Annotated in this window: 14 protein-coding genes; 3 read left to right on the forward strand and 11 right to left on the reverse strand. The window is 60.9% G+C overall.

The genetic code is table 11. From position 1 onward, the window contains the following. Nucleotides 1-141 precede the first annotated feature (141 nt). Both FJ949_RS20060 and FJ949_RS20065 read left to right on the forward strand, forming a co-directional pair. Nucleotides 142-4,341 carry a GMC oxidoreductase gene (locus FJ949_RS20060; RefSeq protein ID WP_140498485.1) on the forward strand — a complete coding sequence of 1,400 codons (4,200 nt, stop codon included), beginning with the start codon at nt 142-144 and terminating at the stop codon, nt 4,339-4,341. After that, the gene (locus FJ949_RS20065) at nt 4,338-6,047 is read left to right on the forward strand and encodes an alkaline phosphatase D family protein (RefSeq protein ID WP_140498486.1); all 1,710 of its coding nucleotides are present in this window, start codon (nt 4,338-4,340) and stop codon (nt 6,045-6,047) included. The genes FJ949_RS20060 and FJ949_RS20065 overlap by 4 nt, the downstream gene beginning before the upstream one ends. A 285-nt stretch (nt 6,048-6,332) precedes the next feature. On the opposite strand, the gene proX is transcribed toward FJ949_RS20065, so the two are convergent. Genes proX through FJ949_RS20080 form a run of 3 tightly spaced genes read right to left on the reverse strand, consistent with a single transcriptional unit; the run spans nt 6,333 to nt 9,576 of the window. Next, nucleotides 6,333-7,385: a glycine betaine/L-proline ABC transporter substrate-binding protein ProX gene (proX, locus tag FJ949_RS20070; protein ID WP_224519139.1), complete on the reverse strand. Its 1,053-nt coding sequence runs from the start codon at nt 7,383-7,385 to the stop codon at nt 6,333-6,335. Between the two features lie 56 nt (nt 7,386-7,441). Continuing rightward, nucleotides 7,442-8,380, reverse strand: coding sequence for a proline/glycine betaine ABC transporter permease (locus FJ949_RS20075; RefSeq protein WP_140498487.1), 939 nt, complete (start codon nt 8,378-8,380; stop codon nt 7,442-7,444). 2 nt (nt 8,381-8,382) lie between these two features. Then, nucleotides 8,383-9,576: a glycine betaine/L-proline ABC transporter ATP-binding protein gene (locus tag FJ949_RS20080; protein WP_140498488.1), complete on the reverse strand. Its 1,194-nt coding sequence runs from the start codon at nt 9,574-9,576 to the stop codon at nt 8,383-8,385. Between the two features lie 221 nt (nt 9,577-9,797). Between FJ949_RS20080 and FJ949_RS20085 the strand changes: the two genes are divergently transcribed. Continuing rightward, nucleotides 9,798-10,460, forward strand: a complete 663-nt coding sequence (locus FJ949_RS20085) for a cysteine hydrolase (RefSeq protein WP_140498489.1) — start codon at nt 9,798-9,800, stop codon at nt 10,458-10,460. Here FJ949_RS20085 and FJ949_RS20090 read toward each other — a convergent pair. From FJ949_RS20090 to FJ949_RS20125, 8 genes are all read right to left on the reverse strand, one after another. Next, nucleotides 10,446-10,760: an NIPSNAP family protein gene (locus FJ949_RS20090; RefSeq protein ID WP_140498490.1), complete on the reverse strand. Its 315-nt coding sequence runs from the start codon at nt 10,758-10,760 to the stop codon at nt 10,446-10,448. The genes FJ949_RS20085 and FJ949_RS20090 overlap by 15 nt on opposite strands. A 16-nt stretch (nt 10,761-10,776) precedes the next feature. Next, a complete protein-coding gene (locus FJ949_RS20095) occupies nt 10,777-11,859 on the reverse strand; it encodes an LLM class flavin-dependent oxidoreductase (protein ID WP_140498491.1) in 1,083 nt (360 codons plus the stop codon). Between the two features lie 42 nt (nt 11,860-11,901). Next, complete coding sequence (locus FJ949_RS20100) at nt 11,902-13,413, reverse strand: aldehyde dehydrogenase (protein ID WP_140498554.1); 1,512 nt, start codon at nt 13,411-13,413, stop codon at nt 11,902-11,904. 4 nt (nt 13,414-13,417) lie between these two features. Further along, complete coding sequence (locus FJ949_RS20105; RefSeq protein WP_140498492.1) at nt 13,418-14,431, reverse strand: flavin reductase; 1,014 nt, start codon at nt 14,429-14,431, stop codon at nt 13,418-13,420. Nucleotides 14,432-14,543: 112 nt separating this feature from the next. Next, the gene (locus tag FJ949_RS20110; protein WP_140498493.1) at nt 14,544-16,418 is read right to left on the reverse strand and encodes a helix-turn-helix domain-containing protein; all 1,875 of its coding nucleotides are present in this window, start codon (nt 16,416-16,418) and stop codon (nt 14,544-14,546) included. Nucleotides 16,419-16,506: 88 nt separating this feature from the next. Further along, complete coding sequence (locus tag FJ949_RS20115) at nt 16,507-18,063, reverse strand: aldehyde dehydrogenase family protein (protein WP_281405842.1); 1,557 nt, start codon at nt 18,061-18,063, stop codon at nt 16,507-16,509. Between the two features lie 24 nt (nt 18,064-18,087). Beyond that, nucleotides 18,088-19,836 carry an ABC transporter ATP-binding protein gene (locus FJ949_RS20120; protein ID WP_140498494.1) on the reverse strand — a complete coding sequence of 583 codons (1,749 nt, stop codon included), beginning with the start codon at nt 19,834-19,836 and terminating at the stop codon, nt 18,088-18,090. Then, on the reverse strand, nt 19,833-20,591 hold the full coding sequence (locus FJ949_RS20125) for a hypothetical protein (RefSeq protein WP_140498495.1): 759 nt from the start codon (nt 20,589-20,591) through the stop codon (nt 19,833-19,835). The genes FJ949_RS20120 and FJ949_RS20125 overlap by 4 nt, the downstream gene beginning before the upstream one ends.

Genomic DNA, 20,591 nt, shown 5'->3' on the forward strand with positions numbered 1-20,591 from the left:
TGCCCATGGTTTCAGGGCAGAGAAAGGCACCGCCGACCGCGCACTTCTAAAGGGAATGAATATCGCCCCGATAGATTGCGTGACTTCCTGACGTTACACCAAATTTCGTATATGATTGATATCTAAATTAGGGAGGACGCATTGCCTGTACACATCAAGGCAGCGCCGGAGCCGCCACGTGCGACGGCTTGGCTCTCGCACCGACTCGAGACATTGGTCCACGATTTTCCGCAGATCGCCGATAGGGAAAGGACAACCGTTAAGGGCGGATATGACTTTGATGTTGCCATCGTTGGCAGCGGCTATGGCGGCTCGGTGGCTGCCGCCGAATTGAGCGCCTGCAAGGATGTGCAAGGCCAATCTTTAAAAATCTGCGTACTGGAACGCGGCAAGGAGTACCTGGCCGGAATGTTCCCTTCGCGATTGGCCGATCTGGGCGGCCACGTCCGCTTTGCCACCCCCTTTGCGAAACGCCAACGCGGCGTGTTCGATGGTCTTTACGACTTGCGCTGCAGCGACGACGCGGTAGCTCTCGTCGCGTGTGGCTTGGGTGGAGGCTCATTAATTAACGCCGGCGTGATGGAGATGCCGCTGCCGGAGATTTTCCGGGAAGCACGCTGGCCCACCAAAATCCGCAGAGATACGACGCTCACAGAGACGGCTAAACGGCTGGGCGATTGGCTGGGAGCCAAGCCGATACGTGTCACCAAGCCTTTCCTGGCCAAGTCCGAAGCAATTAGAAATTTGGCTGGTGGCAAAGCACGACCCGCTCACATAACCGTCGCTTCCGATTGCCACACCAACCACGCCGGGGTCGCGATGAGCGAATGTCGCCGTTGCGGCGACTGCGCCACTGGTTGCAACTACAATGCCAAAGAATCCCTCGACCTGAATTTGTTGCGGCTGGCTCGACAAAGCGGAGTACGAATCGTCACTGGCGCCACCGTCTTGCGCGTTTTGCGCGCGGGCGAAGGATGGCAGTTGGACGTCAATCACACCGATGGCCATCTACGCGACAACCAGCGGAACCCGTTCGCGCTGCTGGCGAGGCGCGTGATCCTTGCAGCAGGCACATTCGGCTCGACGGAAATTTTGATGCGCTCGCAAATCCGCGGGATAAAGTTCTCCGATCAGCTGGGAGGCAAGTTCTCCGCCAATGGTGACATGCTCGTCGTTGCCCATGATTTGGCGGCAAGGGTGAATGGCGTCGCTGATGAAACCGAGGATCCGGCCCCAAACACCAAAAGCGAGGATTGCGGTCGCGCGGTCGGCCCGACAATAACCGCAATGATCGATCTGCGCGACGGCAACGCGGCTACTGACCTGGTGATCCAGGATCTTGCCGTACCGGGACCGCTGCGCCGCCTGTTTGAGGAAAGCGCCACCACATTCGATGTGCTCAATCGCGTCGCCGATGGCGACTGGGCGAAGCATGAGCCGGATCCTTCACGAGTAGACGACGCAGCCGTCAATCCCGCCGCCATCACCAACTCCCTGGTGCTGGCCATGATCGGCCGCGACGACGCGGAGGGAGCACTTGCGCTAGGGCCCTCGATGCAAAACAGCGCCGATGAGATGCAAGGCGATCCTGAAAAAATGCGCGCCGACGGGATGCAAAAGGATGCTGAAAAATTGCGCGCCGACGGGGTGCAAAAGGATGCTGAAAAAATGCTCGCCGACGGGATGCTCACGGTGCGCTGGCCGGAGTTGCGACTGGACCCCCGGCTGGAGAACCATCATGCGCGCCTTGGCAAGTTGCTTCGAGAGTCTGGATTGGGCGGACGGCTGGTGAACAACCTGTTGTGGCGACCTTTGTCCGACAGGCTCGAAGCCGTGTTCGGTCGCCAACGCGGGCCGCTGCTGACGGTGCATCCCCTTGGGGGCTGCGCCATGGGTGACGACGTTCGCCAAGGCGTGACCGATCATTGCGGCCGCGTGTTCGATGCCGCCGCGGTCGGCCTCAGACGCACTCACGAAGGGTTGATCGTGCTCGATGGCTCGGTCGTGCCCACGTCTCTGGGTATCAATCCCGCCTTGACCATAGCCGTTCTGGCATTGCGAGCGATCACCGAGCTCAAGGAGGAATGGCAACTCAGTGGCGGCCGTTTGATCAACGCCCCCTTGCCTGGGAACTCTCGTGGCGAAACGCGGCCGATCTATTCCACGCCGCGGACGAACCCTGCGCCTAAGCCTACCAGCATCGAACTGACCGAACAGGTGCGCGGCAAGGTCCCTCTGGCGATGCGCGGCAGCGGTGTGAAACCACACATGGTCGAACTGACGCTAACCACCAAGCCGGTGGTGCTCACCGATCTCTACGCGCTGCAAACGTCCCGTGGACGGTGTTTGCCGATTGCCCATGGTCGGCTGCGCATTCTGCGTGCAGGAAAGGAGTTCGACCCCATTGCAGATCAGGCCTATGAAAGCCATGTTGCGCTCGAGGCGGAGATCTCGGGATCGCTCCACCTGTTCGATCTGGAAGAATCGCGCCCCGTGCCCCGAATGCTGCGCGCTATCCTTGCGTGGGCGCTCAACCGCGGGATGCGCGACTTTGCTTACCGCTTGGTCCGCCAGGGCCAGGAATGGTTGCGTCTCACGCCGCCTAGCGGAGGGGCATCCCATCTCAGACTGCTCGACATTCTGCACCTGTGCTCGCGTGCGGGCGGGGTCCGCCTGATCGAATACGATTTGCACATCGACAAGGTTGTCGAGCCGGAAGATCTCGGCACGGGCGTGAGGTTCGACAGCTCTCTGTTCACGCAGAAGAAAATCAGAGCGGTTAAGCGCCTCACCTATGCGCGCGGCGCCAGCCCTTGGCAGCAATTGATGGAGATGTCGGTCGAAGTTTTCCCGCAGATGAGCAAGACCGTCATTGGCAAGAAGCTACCGTCGCTAGAGCTAAACAAACGATACCTGGCGCGGCAATCGGTGCCTCTGCTGCGGATAGTGGGGCAGCAAGACCGTGTCGCGGCACTGGCAGATCTGGCCTCTTTCATACTCTACGGTTTTCGCGTCGTGCTTCAGATACATGCACTGAGTTTTCGCCGCCCCGACCCGCCATCTGCGCGTGAACCACAACGGTTGCCCGGGGCGGTGCCGGGCTTACCAGCGCCCCAAATCGACTGGTTGACCTTGAAAGGTCAGCTCAGCCCGCCGATCCGCATTCGCCTGGCCCGCTATGACGGCAGTATCGAGAAGGGCGTCCCGAAACGCCCCGTCTTGCTCATCCATGGTTACAGTGCAAGCGGCACCACATTTGCTCATGCTGCCGTACCCGGCAACCTCGCTCAATCGCTGTGTGATGCTGGGCGCGATGTCTGGGTGCTCGATATGCGATCGAGTTCAGGCCTGACTACCGCCACAGGCGGTTGGTCTTTTGAGGAGATGGCGGAGAATGACATTCCGATCGCCGTCCAACACGTGCTGGCTGCGACAGGGCAGGAAAGGCTCGATGTCGTCTGCCATTGCATGGGCGCGGCAATGTTCAGCATGGCAGTGCTTGGCGAGCATGATCGAAGGAATTTGCACAATAAGATCGGGCGCGTGGTGTTTTCGCAAGTCGGCCCGGCAATGCTGTTGAGTTCGGCAAATGTGCTCGCCGCATATGTGATGCGATATGTACGTTATTTTCTTCAACTTGAAGACTATGTGTTTAGTCCGCATGGCGATATCTCGCTCGCCGGTCAATTGCTCGACAGAGCGCTCTCGGCAATGTGGCTGCCGTCCGACGAGTATCGGCGCGAGAATCCCCTCTGGCCCCCAGGCAAAGCGACGCCTTGGGTCGGCACAAGACATCGGATGGACGCGCTCTATGCACGCACCTTCTCGCTCAACAATCTCTCTGACCTCGTACTCGACCACATCGACGATTTCTTCGGCCCGCTCAGCGTCGAGACAGTCTCGCAGGTCATACATTTTGCTGGCTTCAACACCGTGACCGATCGCGCCGGCATAAATCGCTATGTGCTGCCGGACCGGGTGAGGGATCGACTGAAGTTCCCGATGATGTCGATCCATGGAGCGGAAAACGGTTTGGTCGCCCCCTCAACGCTAAGACTGATGCGAAATATGCTCAAAGGGGCCGGCGTGCCGCATTTGAACTCATCTCTGCATGCGGTCGAGGCGGTGCAATCGGAGGAAGAAATCAGGGATCTTATTGACAAAAGCGGCCAGTTCCTGGCGCTCGGCCAACCGTCCTACCTGACCTGGTGCATTGCCGGCCACGGTCATCAGGATTGCCTGATCGGCAAAGACGCCTCGTCGATCTGCGGCGTTATAGCGAAATACCTCGGAATGCCGGATATCTCCGATATGCCGGGCCCCTTGGAGGACAAGCCATGACGCATTCTCTCCCCTCTGAAGCCAGGGCGCCCGCCTTCGGGGTGCGCGTAGAGGTCGAGGCGGGCAAGATCCTGGTGCAAGCGGCCGATAGCGGAGGGCGGGGCTTGCCTCATGCAGCTTTCATTGTTCCCGTCTACGCAAAGGGCGACCGCCTGCACATGATCGGTCCGCCGGTTACGAGCCGCGGCGACGAGAAAGGACAGAGGGACGATAGCCTCTATAATAGTCTTCCGCATTACTATATTAAGCAACCCGCATCTCCTTACGTATTTGAAGTTCCGCTCCATGAGTGGCCTGAAGCGCAGCAGGTACTGGTCTTGCTGCTGTACGTTCAGGCGCAGGGTATTGGCGGCTTGGCTCGGTTACCGAAACTGCCCGACGCGGCGGGATCACCACCTGAAATCCTCGACACAGGTTCGCATGCCAAGAACGCGGTGAAGAGGGCCGCCGAGGCTATTCGGTATGCGCTCGAGACTGACACATTGGATGATTTGCGAGGTGGCCTGATCGTCGGCAGGCCTGGAAGGTCGCACAGAAGCCATCGGCACAAGAGCGATGCCCGCGCGGTATCGAACCTTTCATTCGCTCTCGCAAGTTGCCAATACCCCAGTGATTTCCTCGACCACATGCCCGACGGTCAGCATGCGACACGAGGGCCCGCGGATGCGTCTCTGCTCGCGCTCGGCGATCTACTGGGCAAACCCGGCGCCCCAACGTTGCTGCTGCTGGCCGGCGATCAGGTATATATCGACGCTACGGCAGGGCTTTTCGACCCTAAGGTAGTCAACGACCGATTCCGAATACCCTACGAACGCCGGGGCCAGAGCCGCGGTGTGAAGGCGGTGATGCAGCGCTTGGACATGGCGGTTGAAATGATGCTGGACGATCATGAGATTCGCGACAATTGGGCAAAAGACCCCGACCCGGCGATGCGCAAGAATGATATCGTCATAAAGCCTGGGAAGCTGGCTTACTTCAGGTACGAACGTGGCAAGACCGAGGTGCTGGAAAAGCGCCTGCCGGCACACATCTGGCGAGACGATTTAACCCACAACGGTATGCCATTCTTCCTTTGCGACACGCGCACCGAACGTCAAGGACGGACGGTTTCGAACTGGTGCGAAGCGCGGATCATGGGTTCAACGCAATTCGCCAAACTTTGTGAATGGCTTACCAAGCCTGAACACACCGAAATGCCCAAATTTGTTCTCACATCCTCGGCAGTGCTGCCGCGGCGGCGGGAGGTGGCCGAGGCCCCCACTTGTGCCTTGCGTTCGGACGCGTGGGATGGATACCCGTTTTCCTTACATAGGCTGCTCAGGTTCGTGTGCAACAAGGAAATAAAGGGACTGGTATTCCTGTCGGGTGACGAGCACGTGAGCAGCCTGGTCACCGCTCGTGTAACAAACAGCAAAACCGGCAAGCAGAGCATCCTGCATTGTATCCACAGTTCGGCGCTGTACGCGCCATATCCGTTTGCGAACGGAACTGCCGACAATTTCCAGGCCAATGAGACTTTTTGCTTTCCCGATCCCGATCCTGAGCAGGGGCCGTATTGTTGCGAGGTGCAGACAAGTTTCGCCCCTGGCGACGGTTTCGCGCTTGTAACGACATGCCGCCGCCGTTCGCATTGGCGTCTGGATGTCAAGTTCCACGACAGCGGGGGGCTCAAGGAGAACGGAACCTTCACGCGCGACCTAGAGTAATAGCTGCGCGTGAAATAAGGCTTCACTCAGTTTTTCTCACTATACCAAGCGGCCCGCGCTCGATCAGGCGCGGCGGCAGCTATTTATCCCGAGATAATCGTCTCTGAGGCCGCATGTCCAAACGATCGCCTGCCCTTTGCATGAGCCTGTGTAGCCGCTCCCCATAAGGAAACGTCGCCATGAAGCGAAAACGCTTGGCCGGCAATCGGTCTCCTCAATCGACAATGGTGGCGGACAGGGTCCGCCACCATTGTGATAACAGGCCACGATAGAGGCCTGCCCGGATTATTTCCCGGCGGCAGCCGCATTCTTTACCCAGCCATCGAACTCCGACTGATTTGCGGCAATCCAGTCGTTGGCGATCTTCTTGATCTCGGCGTCGGTCTTGTTGCCGGCCCCCAGATCGCCTTCCCACTGGCTCCAGATGTCCAGCGACCATTTCGCTTGTTCGATGAATTTCTTGGCCGCCGGATTGTCAGCCAGGAACTTCTTGTTGGCGAGCGTGCGCCAGTTCCATGGGCCAACCGCCATGCGGCATGGGTTCTGCCCCCCCGCACAGCCAACCACGTCCTTGACCTCGTGCGTCTTCGGTTTCGATACGCCCTCGGGAAGAGCGTCATACGGGATCGGCAGCCACACCACGTCCTTGCCGGGCTTCAGCCGATAGACGATCCAGGATGGGCTCCAGGTGTAAAGAAGGATCGGCTCTCCTCGGTCGGCCCGTGCAAAGACCTCGCCGATCAGCGGCTCGTATTTGGCGCGGATGGAGCGCACCGTATCGCTCAAGCCGAACTCCTTGACCTGGAAATCGACGACGTCACCGCACTTCCAAGCGGGATCGCAATTCACCAGATTGGCTTTTCCGTCACCGTCGGTGTCGAACAAGGCGGCGATCTTCGGGTCCTTCAGTTGCGAGACATTGGTGATGTTGTTGGCTTCGGCTGTCTTCTTGTCGATCATGTAGCCGTTGATGCCGCCGCCCGCGATCGTGCCTTCATTGATCAGTTCGACCGTATCCGAGATCTGTGCGATGGCGGGCTCGGCCTGCGGCCAGTTGATGTCGCCGGTCATGTCGAGGTCGTCCTGCGAAATGGCCTGCAGGATCGCCGACATGTTCATGGTCGACAACTTTACGTCGTAACCGAGTTTCTCGAGGCCCGCTATCAGGACCTGGTCCTGAATATAGTTGGCGCCCAGGCTGTCGGAGGACGTGAAACGAATGGTCTTGCCTTCGCCAGGCTTATCCTGCGCAAAACTCTGCCCACCCATCATGGTTGCTGCAACAGCCATGGCGCAGGCCAGTCTCAGCCCTTTGCGGTATCGATAATTCGCCGACATGTATTCTCCCCTTGTTGTGATATTTGTTGCGTCGTTCCGCCTGATCGAGACGGTGTTCAAACCTGCTGGTGGTTCGTTTCGAAACTCCCCGCTTCCTCATTTCTGGGACGCAGCAACTGAGCCAGGGCGGCCCGGATGCCCCGGGTTGGTCCGGCCTTGTCCTGGTTGGCCAGGCCCTGCGTGATGCGATCGAGGATCATGGCTAGCAGGACGATGGCGATGCCGCCGACGGCAGCCATGCCGACATCGAGACGTCCCAGCCCCTGCAGGACCACAAGTCCGAGCCCTTCGGCCCCGATCATGGATACGATCACCGACATGACCATGGCCATCAGTACTGTCTGGTTGAGGCCGCCCAGAATGGTTGGCAAGGCCAATGGAAGTTGGACTTCCCAGAGAAGTTGGCGATCGGTGGCACCGAAGGCCCGCCCCGCCTCGACCATCTCCTTGTCGACAAGACGAATCCCGAGATTGGTGAAGCGGATCAGCGGCGATATCGCCGCCACGATGACCGCGACTGCCCCAGGCACCGTTCCGACGCCGAACAGCATGACCACCGGGACCAGGTAGACGAAGCTGGGCGTCGTCTGCATGACATCGAGCACCGGCCGCACGATGGTCCAGGCGCGATCGTGGCGCGCGCACAGGATTCCGATTGGAATGCCAAGGATGACGCACACCACGATTGCCGTGGCGATGAGCGACAGGGTGGTGATCGCTTCCGCCCACAGGCCCATGAAGGCAATCAGGGTCAGCGAAAGCAGCGTGAATATGGCCACGCCACGCGATGCGGAGCGCCATGCGATGAGGGCAAAGATCCCGATCAGGATCGGAAACGGAATGGCATGGAGTCCATGGTCGATCGCGGTCAGAAGGGTCTCGACGGGCCACTTGATGGTCTGGAAAAGCGGCCGGAAATGCATTGCCAGCCAGCGGACGCCGACCTGGATCCATTGGTCCAGCGGGATGACATAGAGATTATCGACATCCAGCATGATCAGGCCTCCGCTCCCCGGGATTGCGAGGAAGCCGCCGCCGGAGCGCCAATGCGGGACAGGATCTGGAGTGGATCGACACGCCCCAAATATCGGCCGCCCTCGTCAACAACGGCTATCGGCCGGTCTCGATGGCACAGGCTGGCCACCACCGACAGCTTTTCCGTGCCGCATACCGTCTCATAGTCCTTGCTCATCAATGATTGGATCGCCGAACCATCGGCGAGGCGTGGCAACTGGCGTGGTCCGACGACACCCACGACCTGCATCGAATCGTCGACGATGAACACCGGTTCGCCCTCGGCATCGCGGCCGCCAGACGCACGTCCGTCTAGCCGGAGCGGGCTGCTTTCCACCATCACGGAACTCGCATCGAACAGATGGGCCCGGTTGACGTCGCGGGTGAAGGCGGCGACGTAGTCATTGCCGGGCTTGGTCACGATGTCCTGCGGAACGCCTTCGCGCATCACCATTCCATCCGCCATGATGGCGACCCGGCTTCCGAGCTTCAGCGCCTCCTGGAAATCATGCGTGATGAACAGGATGGTCTTGTGGAAAGTCCTGTGCAGGCGCAGCAGTTCGTCCTGCATTTCGCTGCGGATGAGTGGGTCCAGCGCGCTGAAAGCCTCGTCCATGATCAGGACATCGGCATCCGTGGCGAGTGCGCGGGCCAATCCGACGCGCTGACGCATGCCGCCGCTCAGCGTACCGGGAAGATGATTTGCCCACGAAGCCAGCCCGACGACCTCCAGCACCTCCATCACCTTCTTCCTGCGCGCGGCGGCTGGCACACCGCGCAGTTTCAGGCCGAACTCGGCATTCTCCAACACCGTTCTGTTCGGCAACAGGCCGAAGTGCTGGAACACCATGGAGATACGCGTCCGGCGGATTTCGCGCAGCCGCGCTTCGCTGGCGCCGGTGATCTCCTCGCCATCGATAAGGATGCGCCCTGCATTCGGCTCGATGAGGCGATTGATGCATCGCGCAAGCGTCGACTTACCGGAGCCGGACAAGCCCATGATCATGTAAATCGAACCGACGGGAACGGACAGCGACACGTCGCTCAAGCCGACGACCTGCCCGGTCTTCTGGAGCACAGCTTCCTTTGTCTCGCCAGACTTCAGCATGGCCAAAGCCGATTCCGGCGATCTGCCGAAAATCTTGTACACGCCCTCGACCGTTATGCGATCCGTCACACCTGTCCTCCACTCCTGGCCTGGCGGACGATAGTCAGCACATTCCAGAGCCACGATCCCGATTAATGAAGATAGAACTGCACCCGCCGTCTTCCCCCGTTCGGCAGGATACCCGCCTAGCCCAATGCTACGAAGGAAAGCATACGGCTCGCGGGTTCGATGATATAGGCTCTCCGCTACCCGGATAGGTATAATCCGGGACGCCTGTATGGAGGAACGGCGTGCTGGCTTCGCTTAAAAACCCTGCCCTCATGGTCGTGGACATGCAGAACGATTTCGTGCGCAGGCATGCGCCGATGGAGGTTGCATCCGCGCGCGAAACCATACCTTCGATCAGCAGACTCATTGCGGCGTTTCGCGGCAACGGCAAGGCGGTGGTATTCACGCGATACGTTGCCGACCCCCTGTATCAGGCCTTGGCCGGCAAGCTGACCTGGATCAAGCTGACCGATGCGCCGACCCATGCGTGCGTGCCGGGCTTCATGCGATCCTACGGCGATGTCGAGGGCCTGCGGGATGCCGCGGAGGTGATCGACGAGCTTGCGCCACAGGACGACGACATCGTGCTGGACAAGGTCTATTTCAGCGCCTTTCATGCCACGGATCTTGCCAAGACGCTCAAGCTGCTTGCGGTGGACGGTCTGGTATTCGTCGGCACGGTAGCGGAGATGTGCGTCGAAGATAGCTGCCGTCACGCCGTGCATTTCGGTTATCCCACGATTGTGGTGGAGGATGCTGTTTCTTCCAACCATCCGCCCAGCCGGCAGGCCATGCTCGATGCTTTCGCACGCAACTACGGCTGGGTGATGACCACGGACCGGCTCTTGGATTCTTTCGCGGTCGGGCAAGCGGGATGCGAGGTCTTGAACCTACCGCAGCGGTGAAAAATCGGTCGGGATCAGGATTCGGTTTTCCATCGTTTCGATATTCTCGGTGAGCTTGACCGTAAACGCCCGCCACGCGGGATCTTCGGCCAGCCGCTGACGCCGCTCGGCGCGGTCGTTCAGGTCGCTATAGCCCCATAGATGCACGACATGGTTGAGAGGTCCGATCTCGGTGCGGAAATAGCCGATCAGGTTGCCCAGGATCGGCTGCTGGATGGCAAGGCCTTCCTCGCTGATAAGTTGCATGTATCTGGCGAGACGGCCGGCCCTTATCTTGTAGATGCGTTCCTCGACAATCATGGCGCGACAGCTCCCATCAGGCGATCACCCGCGACTTTTCCCTGCCCGCTTCCTTCTCGCGCATCGCAAATACGGGCATCACTTCCTTGATGAACAACGCCAGCGATTTCTTCTGCACTTCAAACGGCAGGTCGAAGGCGAGGCCGAGGCAGAACTGGTCTACGCCCGCCGCTTCATAGACCATCAGCTTTTCGACCACCTCGTCCGGCGTGCCGAACAGGAGATTGTCGCGGATCGACCGCGGATCGTAGTCGCCGCTGTTGCCAACGGTGTCGTAAGAAACCGCTTCAGGAAAGCCGTTCTTCACCGTGCCGATGTTCTGGAACAGGTTCTCGAAGCTGCGCCCATATTGATAGCTGTAGCGAACCGGCAGTTCCCAGTCCTCGGGACGTTCATACACGCAAGTGCGGCGCAGCATCATGAACCGCGGCCTCGGCACTTCGGGATGATCCTGGACCGCCTTCTTGAACTTGTCGCCGAGAATGCCGATTTCCGCGACCGGCCGCGACAACGGCGTGGAGAGGATGTTGTGGCCATTGCGCACCGCCCAATCGAATGTGCCGGGGTCACGCGCCGCCACCCAGATGGGCGGGTTGGGTTGCTGCAAGGGCTTCGGCACCGAGGTTGCCAGCGGGAAGTGGTAATACTTACCCTCGTGGGCGTAGTCGCCTGCCCATAATTTCTGGACTGCCGGCAGCAGTTCCTGCATGTAGGCGCCGCCTTCCTGTTGCGGGATGCCTCCCGCCATACGGTCAAATTCATACTGATAGGCGCCGCGGGCGATGCCGAATTCCAGCCGCCCTCCCGTCAGGTGATCGCAAAGTGCGGCCTCTCCCGCGAGACGGATCGGGGTCCAGTACGGCGCGACGATGGTGGCGGTGCCAAGCCGGATCTGTTCGGTATGAGCTCCCCACCAGACCAGCAACTGGAACGGGCCGGGCGCGATCGTGAATTCAATCGTGTGATGCTCGGGCGACCAGGCGGTCTCGAAGCCGCCGGCATCGGCCATACGGACCAGTTCCAGCGTCTCAGCCGCCACCTGGCGCATATCCTTGTCGGGACTGAACCTCTCCATGTTCAGGGAAACGGAAAATTTCATGGCAATGACCTTTTCGAATATTAGGGAACCGTCGGATGAGCGTCAGCGCAAACGGATTACGAACGGGTCCTGCGTGGCGCCGGAGTAGTCGATGACGACATTCTTCAGGCGGGAGAACTCGCGCATAACCTCGAAGCCCCCGCGCTTGCCGTAACCGCTCTCCTTGAACCCGCCGGAGGGCGACATGTAAGCAGCAGAGCGATACGTATTGACCCAGACCGTGCCGGCATCAACGTTGCGCGCAAAGCGCAGCGCCCGGTCGATGTCGCGGGTCCAGACACCCGCCGCCAGCCCATAATGGGTGTCGTTGGCAAGCCCAATCAGCTCGCTTTCATTGTCGAACGACACGACGCCCACGACGGGCCCGAAAATTTCGTCGCGCATGAAGCGCATGTCGTTGCGCGCATCCGCCAGAACCGTGGGCTCGTAATACCAGCCGCCGGGGAGGTCGTCCCGCCGCGGCCGGTGGCCTCCGGCAACCAGCCGCGCGCCATCGGCGACGCCGTAGTCCACATACTGCTCGACCTTGTCGAGTTGGGCAGCGAGCGCCAGCGGACCGATTTCCGTGTCCTCATCGGTCGGATGGCCGATACGCACGCGCCTGGTACGATCCGCCAGCTTTTCTACGAATGCGGCATAGATGGATTTTTCGACGAAACAGCGCGAGCCTGCGATACAGGTCTGCCCGGCAGCGGCGAACACGCCGGCAACCACGCCGTTCACCGCGCGCTCGATGTCGGTATCGGCGAATACGACATGAGGCGACTTGCCGCCCAGTTCCATCTGACACGAAACAAGTCGGCTGGCAGCGTTGGCGGCGATGCGGCGGCCGGTTGCCGTACTGCCCGTGAAGGCGATCTTGGCGACATCGGGATGCAAGGTCAGCGCTTCGCCCGCCGTGGCGCCCTTGCCGGTAACGACATTGAAAACGCCAGCCGGGAAGCCCGCTTTTGCAATCAGTTCGGCGAGGGCAAGGGTGGACGCGGAAGTATGCTCTGATGGCTTGACCACGACCGTATTGCCAATCGCCAGGCAGGGTGCGAGCGTGCCGGTCAGCAGCATCAGCGGTGAATTCCACGGCGAGATCATGCCCACCACGCCGATCGGCTCGCGCAGCGTGAAGTTCAGCATATCGAGCTTATTGACCGGTATGGTCTCGCCATGCAGCTTGTCGGCCATTCCGGCGAAATAGAGATAGCTGTCCGGCGCCGCGCGCAGTTGCACACGCATCTCTTTCAGAAGCTTGCCGTTGTCACGCGTCTCGATGGCCGCGAGTTCATCGGCGTGTTCCGCGATGAAATCGGCCAACCGGCGCAGCAGCTTGCCGCGATCCGTCTGCGTCAGCCTGCGCCAGGCCGGATCGTGAAACGCTCTTTTGGCTGCCTGCACGGCGGCGTCGACATCATCCGCCCCGGCGTCGGCAACCTCATACCAAGGCGCCGCGTTCGTCGGATCGTAGCTCGGCATGTAGCGGCCGGACCGCGGCGCGACGCGCTCCCCGGCAATCAAAAGATCCTGGCGCGATCCTTCGATCATTTTCAGCGTCAGGTCCATCATCTCATCCCTTCGCGGTTTCTCGGTCGCCGGCCAAGCCGTTAAGCGACCGCCACGGACGCGGGGCGCCGTCTATCATCGCCACCCGGCCGCCATCGCTGGAATCGACGTAGATCCCGAAGCGAGAGTCCGCGCGCTCATGCAGGTAACGGCGCAGCGTTGCGCGTATCTGCCTGATCGGAATGCTGTCCCAAGGCAGCTCTTCATGGGCAAAGAACCTCAGCGACGGCGACAAATCCGGAATTTCGCCAGGCGGGCCCGCGAGCGCGCCACGGTAAACGACATAACCGGGCTGCTGGTCGGCCACATCAAAGACCGAATAGAGAAACGCATCGCTGGTGAGCGGCGCAACCACGCCGCCGCCTTCGAAGCTGAGCATGTCGCCCGGCTTACGGTGCGTTGCCGTCGGCAGTTCCCAGCCTCCGGCGCCATCGTCGCGCAGCAGGATGCGGCCGTCATGCTCGACCAGGTAGCCGATGATCATGCGATGGGAAGGCGTCCAGCCAGGCGGCATCGGGTCTTCCACGCAGACATAGCGCCCCCGGCAAAACCCTAGCGGAGCGGCAGGGCTGGTGCCGAAAGCACGCACCCGGCCGATCAGGATCACATGGTCTCCCGCCTCGATACGGTCATGCACCGTGCAGTCGAACCAGGTAAGGCTGTCGGTGAGCACCGGCGAGCCCGTATGCACGGTAGTATGGGCTATCGTCTCGAACTTGGAGAGTGACTTCGAGGCGAAGAGGCTCGCCACCTCCTTCTGGCGCTCGTGCAGTACGTTGACGGCGAAGCCTTCGGCCGTGTTGAACGCCGGAAAGCTGCTGGCGCTCTTTCCTATGCAGACGAGCAGCAGCGGCGGCTCAAGGGAGACTGAGGTGAAGGAATTCGCAGTCATGCCGCGCGGCGAACCATCTTCGTCCCGCGTCGTCACCACCGTGATGCCCGTGACGAAGGTGCCGAACGTTCGCCGCAGTTCCACTGGATCGATCGTGCTCAGCTCTTTTTCCCTCTTGTCCGTCATGCGTCCTGCCTCTCCAGGAGGGTGGAAGGATAAAGGGACGTGAGAGAGGGTCTTCCTGCTCTACGCAGGAGAGGCGGCAGTCAGACTCCTAGGACACGAAGCAGAGACCGCATCAGACAGGTTGCTCCCGGGCAATGGTCTCGTTGAGGCGTATTGCCAGTTCAAGCGCGAACCGACGTTCGGGTGAATCGATCTCGATGCCAAACAGTTCCTGGATACGGTTCAGGCGGTAGCGAAGCGTTGTAACATGCAATTCCATCGCGTCCGCGCAGGCCTGGCTGCGGCAACCGTGCTCCAGAAAGACGGTCAGGGTCCTGATATAGTCCGTTGCATGCGCCTCGTCGTGACGCACGACCGCGCCAATGGCGATATCCACGAACGACCTCACTTCCTTGCTGTCGGCCGCCGAAAGCAGCAGCGGAAAAGGACCGAAGTCCTGGGGCGCAAGCAACCCGGTACGGTTGAAGCGGACGGCAAGACGGATCATGCGCTCGCATTCAAGCCATGCCTGGGGATAGTCGTGAATGCTCGAACAGGTCTTACCCGCCACGATGATCGGCTTGGTGCCGATCAGCCACTGCGTTTCCTCGATCAGCTTGCGCACAAACGTCTTGACCACCGTGTCCGCGTCGCGGGGCGCGTCGGGAATGCGGCACAGAATGATCTCGCCCAATGCGGCGGCGGTCGCCTGCGGCGCCAATTGGCCGGCGAGCCGCATGATGGAGCGGTGCAGTTCGGGTATAGTCTTGCCCTTTTCCGGCACAGTTTCCGGGAGGCCGATCGCGACCAGCCTGGCGGTGGCGTTTACGTCAATGCCGAGCCGGCGCGCCCGCGCCGTCAAATCGTCCACGTTGCGCCAGTTGCCGGAAACGATTTCCATGAACAATTCGCTGGAAGTCTGCGATTCCGTCTGGAACCGTAAATGGCTCCGCATCAACTGAACGCTGAGCGCGAACCGAGCGCTCTGAAGAAGAAGATGATCGAGGTCGCCGAAATTGGCGTCGAGCGAAAACACGATCAGCGCCCCTACCGTCTTGCCATCCACGACCAACGGCTCCACCGCCGCCGGCAGGTTGAGGTGATGGCCGCCGCAGTTCAGGTACAGCTTGCGCATTTCAAGCCCGGCCTGGTCCGAGATATCGCGAGCAAGACGGAGAAACTGGCGGCTCATGCAATCGTCCATCTCCTCGCGCCAGCGGTCGGTGTCGATGAGGTCCGGCTTGGGCGAACGTCCGGCAACGACCAGGTTGGCAGTCAGATCCACCACGACGATTGCGTTCGGCAGGAAGGTTTCGACCATGGAAGCCGCGGATGCGACGGAACCGTCCGACAGGACCTGGTGCATCAGGGAGGAATGCGCGGCAAGTGCGTTTTGGAGTTGCGCGGCGGCAGCATGTTCCGCCCTTAGCCTGTGGGCCTTGTCCACGGCTATGGCGCCCAGATGGACGATCGTCTGCAGGAATGCGAGATCGGCCGCTGACAGATCGACAACGTCGCGCGACTGCACCGACAAGACCATCGCGCGGTCTTCCATGTCCCGGCAGCCCAGAGGCAAAACCACGACAGTGCGATAACCGCGCTGGATTGCCTCTTCCCGATAGCCCGGAAATTCGATGCTCTCCTGGGCATCGCGAATGATCACCGGATCATTGCGGGTCAACGCGATGAGGGATGGACTTGTCGCCAGCGTCCAGCGGTTGCGATAGGACTTCGTCAACTGGCTAGGATCATGCCGGGTCACGACCACAGCATTGCCATCCGCCTGATCGATGCTCATCACCGCCGCCATCGACCAGGCATCGTGCTGGCATGCCGCATCGACAAGGTGCTGCAGCGTTGTCTCGAGGTCGACGCTGGAATTGATGAGGCTGGTCACGTCGCGCAGGACGCGTGACAGCGGGCGATCCAAAGCGCTCAACAGAACCTCGCTGCTTGCCGGTACTCGATCGTTACATAGCCTTCCTGGTCGATGGCGCGCCACAGTCATATTCGTTACCGGGGGTCATGCCGCCGCCATATGGCCGGCATGGATAGGATCGACCTTGCCGGCTGTTCGCGAAAGGTTTGGCAGGCCTTCAAAGCGACATGATGACCGACTTGGTCTCCGTATAAAGGTTCAGCCCTTCCTGTCCCCGTTCCCTGCCCCAGCCGGATTGCTTGAAGCCGCCGGTGGGTATCGCCGCGTCCACCGAGCCGTGTACGTTGACCCCGATCCGGCCCGCGCGAATTCGCCGTACCATCTTGTGGGCGACGCTCAGGTCCCGCGTCCAGACGCTGCCAGCTAGTCCGAAGATGCTGTCATTCGCCTGCCGCGCGATCTGTTCCAGGTCGTCGTCATCGAAGCTCATGGCGCACAGGACAGGACCGAAAATCTCTTCCTGCACCACCGCCATGTCGGGTCGGGTATCGGTCAGCACCGTCGGCGCAATGAAGTTGCCTTCATTGCCTATCCGCGTGCCGCCAAACGCCACCGTTGCACCGGCGCTCCTGCCCTGCTCGATATAGCTCATGACGCGGTCGCACTGGACCGGGGAAATGACCGGCCCCATCTGGACGCCTTCGCTGAGGCCATGACCGACGCGGATGTTCCCCGCCCGCTGGCCGATCCCATCCACGATCTGGTCGAACACCTTCTTGTGGGCGAACAGCCGCGATCCTGCGGTGCAGACCTGGCCGCTATTGGCAAAAATGCCCTGCGTGACACCGGGAATGGCAACCGACATGTCAGCATCGGGAAAGACGATGACGGGCGACTTCCCTCCCAATTCGAGCGACACTTTCTTCAAATTGCCCGCGGCAGCCTTGACGATGATGCGGCCGACCTCGCTGGAACCCGTAAAGGCAACCTTGTCGATCTGGGGGTGCGAGGCTATCGCTGCGCCCGCCGTAGGTCCAAAACCGGTCACGATATTGATCACGCCGGCGGGAATGCCGGCCTCCTGGACCAGTTCACCGAAGCGCAGCGCCGTCAGCGGCGTCTGCTCCGCCGGCTTGAGCACGATCGTGCAGCCGGTGGCCAGCGCCGGAGCTACCTTCCAGGCCAGCATGAGCAGTGGCGCATTCCACGGAATGATCTGCCCGACGACGCCGACCGGCTCGCGCACCGTGAAGGCATGGTACTTGTCCGGCGCAGAGATCGAAATGGTTTCGCCTGTGATCTTGGTCGCCCAGCCCGCCATGTAGCGGAACATATCCACGCTGAGCGCGACGTCGGAATTCCGGGCATTGGCAAGCGGCTTGCCATTGTTGAGAACCTCCAGTTCGGCCAGTTCATCGGCGTTCTGTTCCAGCAGATCCGCCAGTTTCCAGATGAGACGTCCACGTTCGCTGGGCGTGATGCGGCTCCATGGGCCTTCTTCAAAGGCCCGCCGCGCAGCTTTGACGGCATTGTCGATATCGGCGGCGCCGCCCTCCGGAACCTGTGCAATTATGCGTCCCGTGCCCGGATCATATGTGTCGAAAATCTTCCCGGACTGAGCCGGCACCCATTTTCCATCGATAAGGAGTTTTTTCTCCTGGCGTAAAAAGGAAGTCGCCTTCTCTCCAATTCGGAACTGATCAGCATGTGTGTTCATCGAATTCTCCATAGGTATCGGGAAGCGCCTTGCCCGGATTCGTTCAAGGGCGTCCATCTGAAGCGCCCTCGTTAAAGCTTGTCACTCGATCACGAAGTGGTCGGGTCCGACCGCGCGAGGCTGCCGCTTCGGCGGAATGAAATCGAGCGGCCGCACGGGAGACGGCAATTCCGTCACCGGCTTGCCGATCAAGCGGTGCCTGTCCGCGGCCGGCTCCGGGTTCGGCACCGCTGCCATCAGCTTCTGGGTATAGGGATGTTTCGGATTCCCTATCACCTCGCGGCTGGGCCCGATCTCCACGATCTCGCCAAGATACATGACCGCCACGCGGTGGCTGACACGTTCGACAATGGCCATGTCGTGACTGATGAAGAGGTAGGACAACCGCAGGTCCTCCTGCAACTCAAGCAGCAGGTCGATCACCTGCGCCTTTACCGAAACGTCGAGCGCCGAGACAGCCTCGTCGGCTATAATGACCTTCGGGTCGAGCATCAGGGTCCGCGCAATGCAGATTCTCTGGCGCTGTCCGCCGGAAAACTCGTGCGGAAGACGGGTGATCATCGACGGTTCGAGGCCGACACGCTCCAGAAGATGTTTCGCCTTGTCCAGGGCCTTGGCCCTGGTCGCCAACCCATGGCATAGCAGGGGCTCCGCCAGGATCGCACCGACGTTTTGCTTCGGGTCCAGGGAACTGAAAGGATCCTGGAAGATCATCTGCACATTGCGCCGGAGATCCGAAAGATCGGACCTGTTGTCGCGCCGCACCGTGCGTCCGTCGAAGACCACCTCGCCGGAATCCGGAGGATTGAGAAACAGGATGCTGCGTCCGGTCGTCGACTTGCCGCAGCCGGATTCGCCAACCAGCGACAGCGTTTCTCCAGGCATGATGTCGAAGCTCAGACCCTCGACGGCATGGAGACGCCCCACCTTGCGACGCATCGCCCCGCCACGCACGTCGAACCGGGTCACCAGCTTGCGCACGCTCAAAACCGGCTTCGGCACAGCATCCTTGGCGGGCGCGCGGTAGGAGCGGGCGACGCCTTGCCCCAGGCGGGGGACCGCGTCGATCAGCATCCTCGTATAGTCCTCGCGCGGACGCTCGAAAACGTCCTTTACTGCTCCCGTCTCCACCACGCGTCCCTTGTGCATGACCATGACGCGGTCGGCGATGTTGGCCACTACGCCCATGTCATGCGTGATGAACAGGATCGCGGTGCCGGTATCGCGCTGGACCTCGTTCAGGAGATCGAGGATTTGCGCCTGTATCGTCACGTCGAGCGCTGTTGTCGGCTCGTCGGCGATAAGCAGCTTCGGCGAGCACGCCAATGCGATGGCGATCATGATCCGCTGCCGCATCCCCCCGGAGAACATGTGAGGATAGTCATTGAACCGCCGCCGCGCGTCAGGAATGCGAACGCGGTCGAAAAGCCGGATGCCCTCCTCCCGCGCCTCCGCATCGCTTAAGGGTCGATGCTGGCGCAGCATTTCCTTGATTTGGGTGCTAACCTGCAGAACCGGGTTCAGGCTCATCATCGGTTCTTGGAAGATCATGCTGGCAATGCCGCCACGCACCCGCCGCAATGTCGATGTCGACGCCCCCACCACTTGCTGGCCATCCACGATGACCGAACCGGTCACTTGGGTATTGCCGGAAAGCAGTCCCATGATCGTCATGGAGGTGACGCTCTTGCCGGACCCCGACTCGCCGACAAGCGCCAGCGTCTCGCCAGCATGGATGGCCAGATCGACATCATGCACCACCTGATGCTTGCCGAAAGCGACGTTGAGGCCTTTTACCTCGACCACTGGATCGGATTTCCGTTCACTCATGAGTTTGGCGCCGGTGCAACAGTGAAGCCCGCCTGCGAGCGAGAGCGCTCCGAAGTTGGAGCCCAGGTGAGCATTTCGAGCGCGTACAGCGCATCCAGCGTCTCGCGCGACAGGGGAATGCCCTTCTGGTGCGCCATGGCGATCTTTTCCCGAGGCCGAACGGCAACGTGCCCGGACGCCTTCAGTTCAGGCCTGCGGGCGCTGACCATGAGAAGCGCGCAGCCCGGCGTCAGCCCGGCGGCGTCGATCGATTCCAGAACCGCCGTGTCCTCACCGAGGAGCGCCGCCAGGGCATCCCGGCCCCGGCCCGAATAAAGCGCACCCCGTGCGTCGGGGTCAGCCAACAGCCAGTCGAAGGTTCCATCCCTGGCGATGATGCCGATAGAGGAGAGATTGTAGTCCATCGCACCGACCAGCGTGGCCGGAACAAGCGACAGCTCGGTCGCCGCCAATATCCGGCACATTTCCCATTTGGCGCCGCCTGCATGCGCGGCGAGAGCATCGATCGCGGCAGGTCCCGTTTCCAGAAATGAAACGCCGGCGGCGTCCAGCATCGTGAGCCCGTTCGATTTCCGGTAGCGGAAGCCATGGGAGGGCCGCGGTCCCGCCTGGCGAATTTCATCCAGAATAGCCGGATCGAGCGCCGCACCTGTTGCAACGAGATGAGCGCCCCGGTCAGCGGTTCCGAACGCGTAGCCCAGCGCCCTGAGCGACCACGGCAGGACGCGAGTCAGTTCGGAATAGGCAACAAACAT

Origin of the sequence: Mesorhizobium sp. B2-4-1 (assembly GCF_006442185.1) — a bacterium.
Taxonomy (GTDB): Bacteria; Pseudomonadota; Alphaproteobacteria; order Rhizobiales; family Rhizobiaceae; genus Mesorhizobium.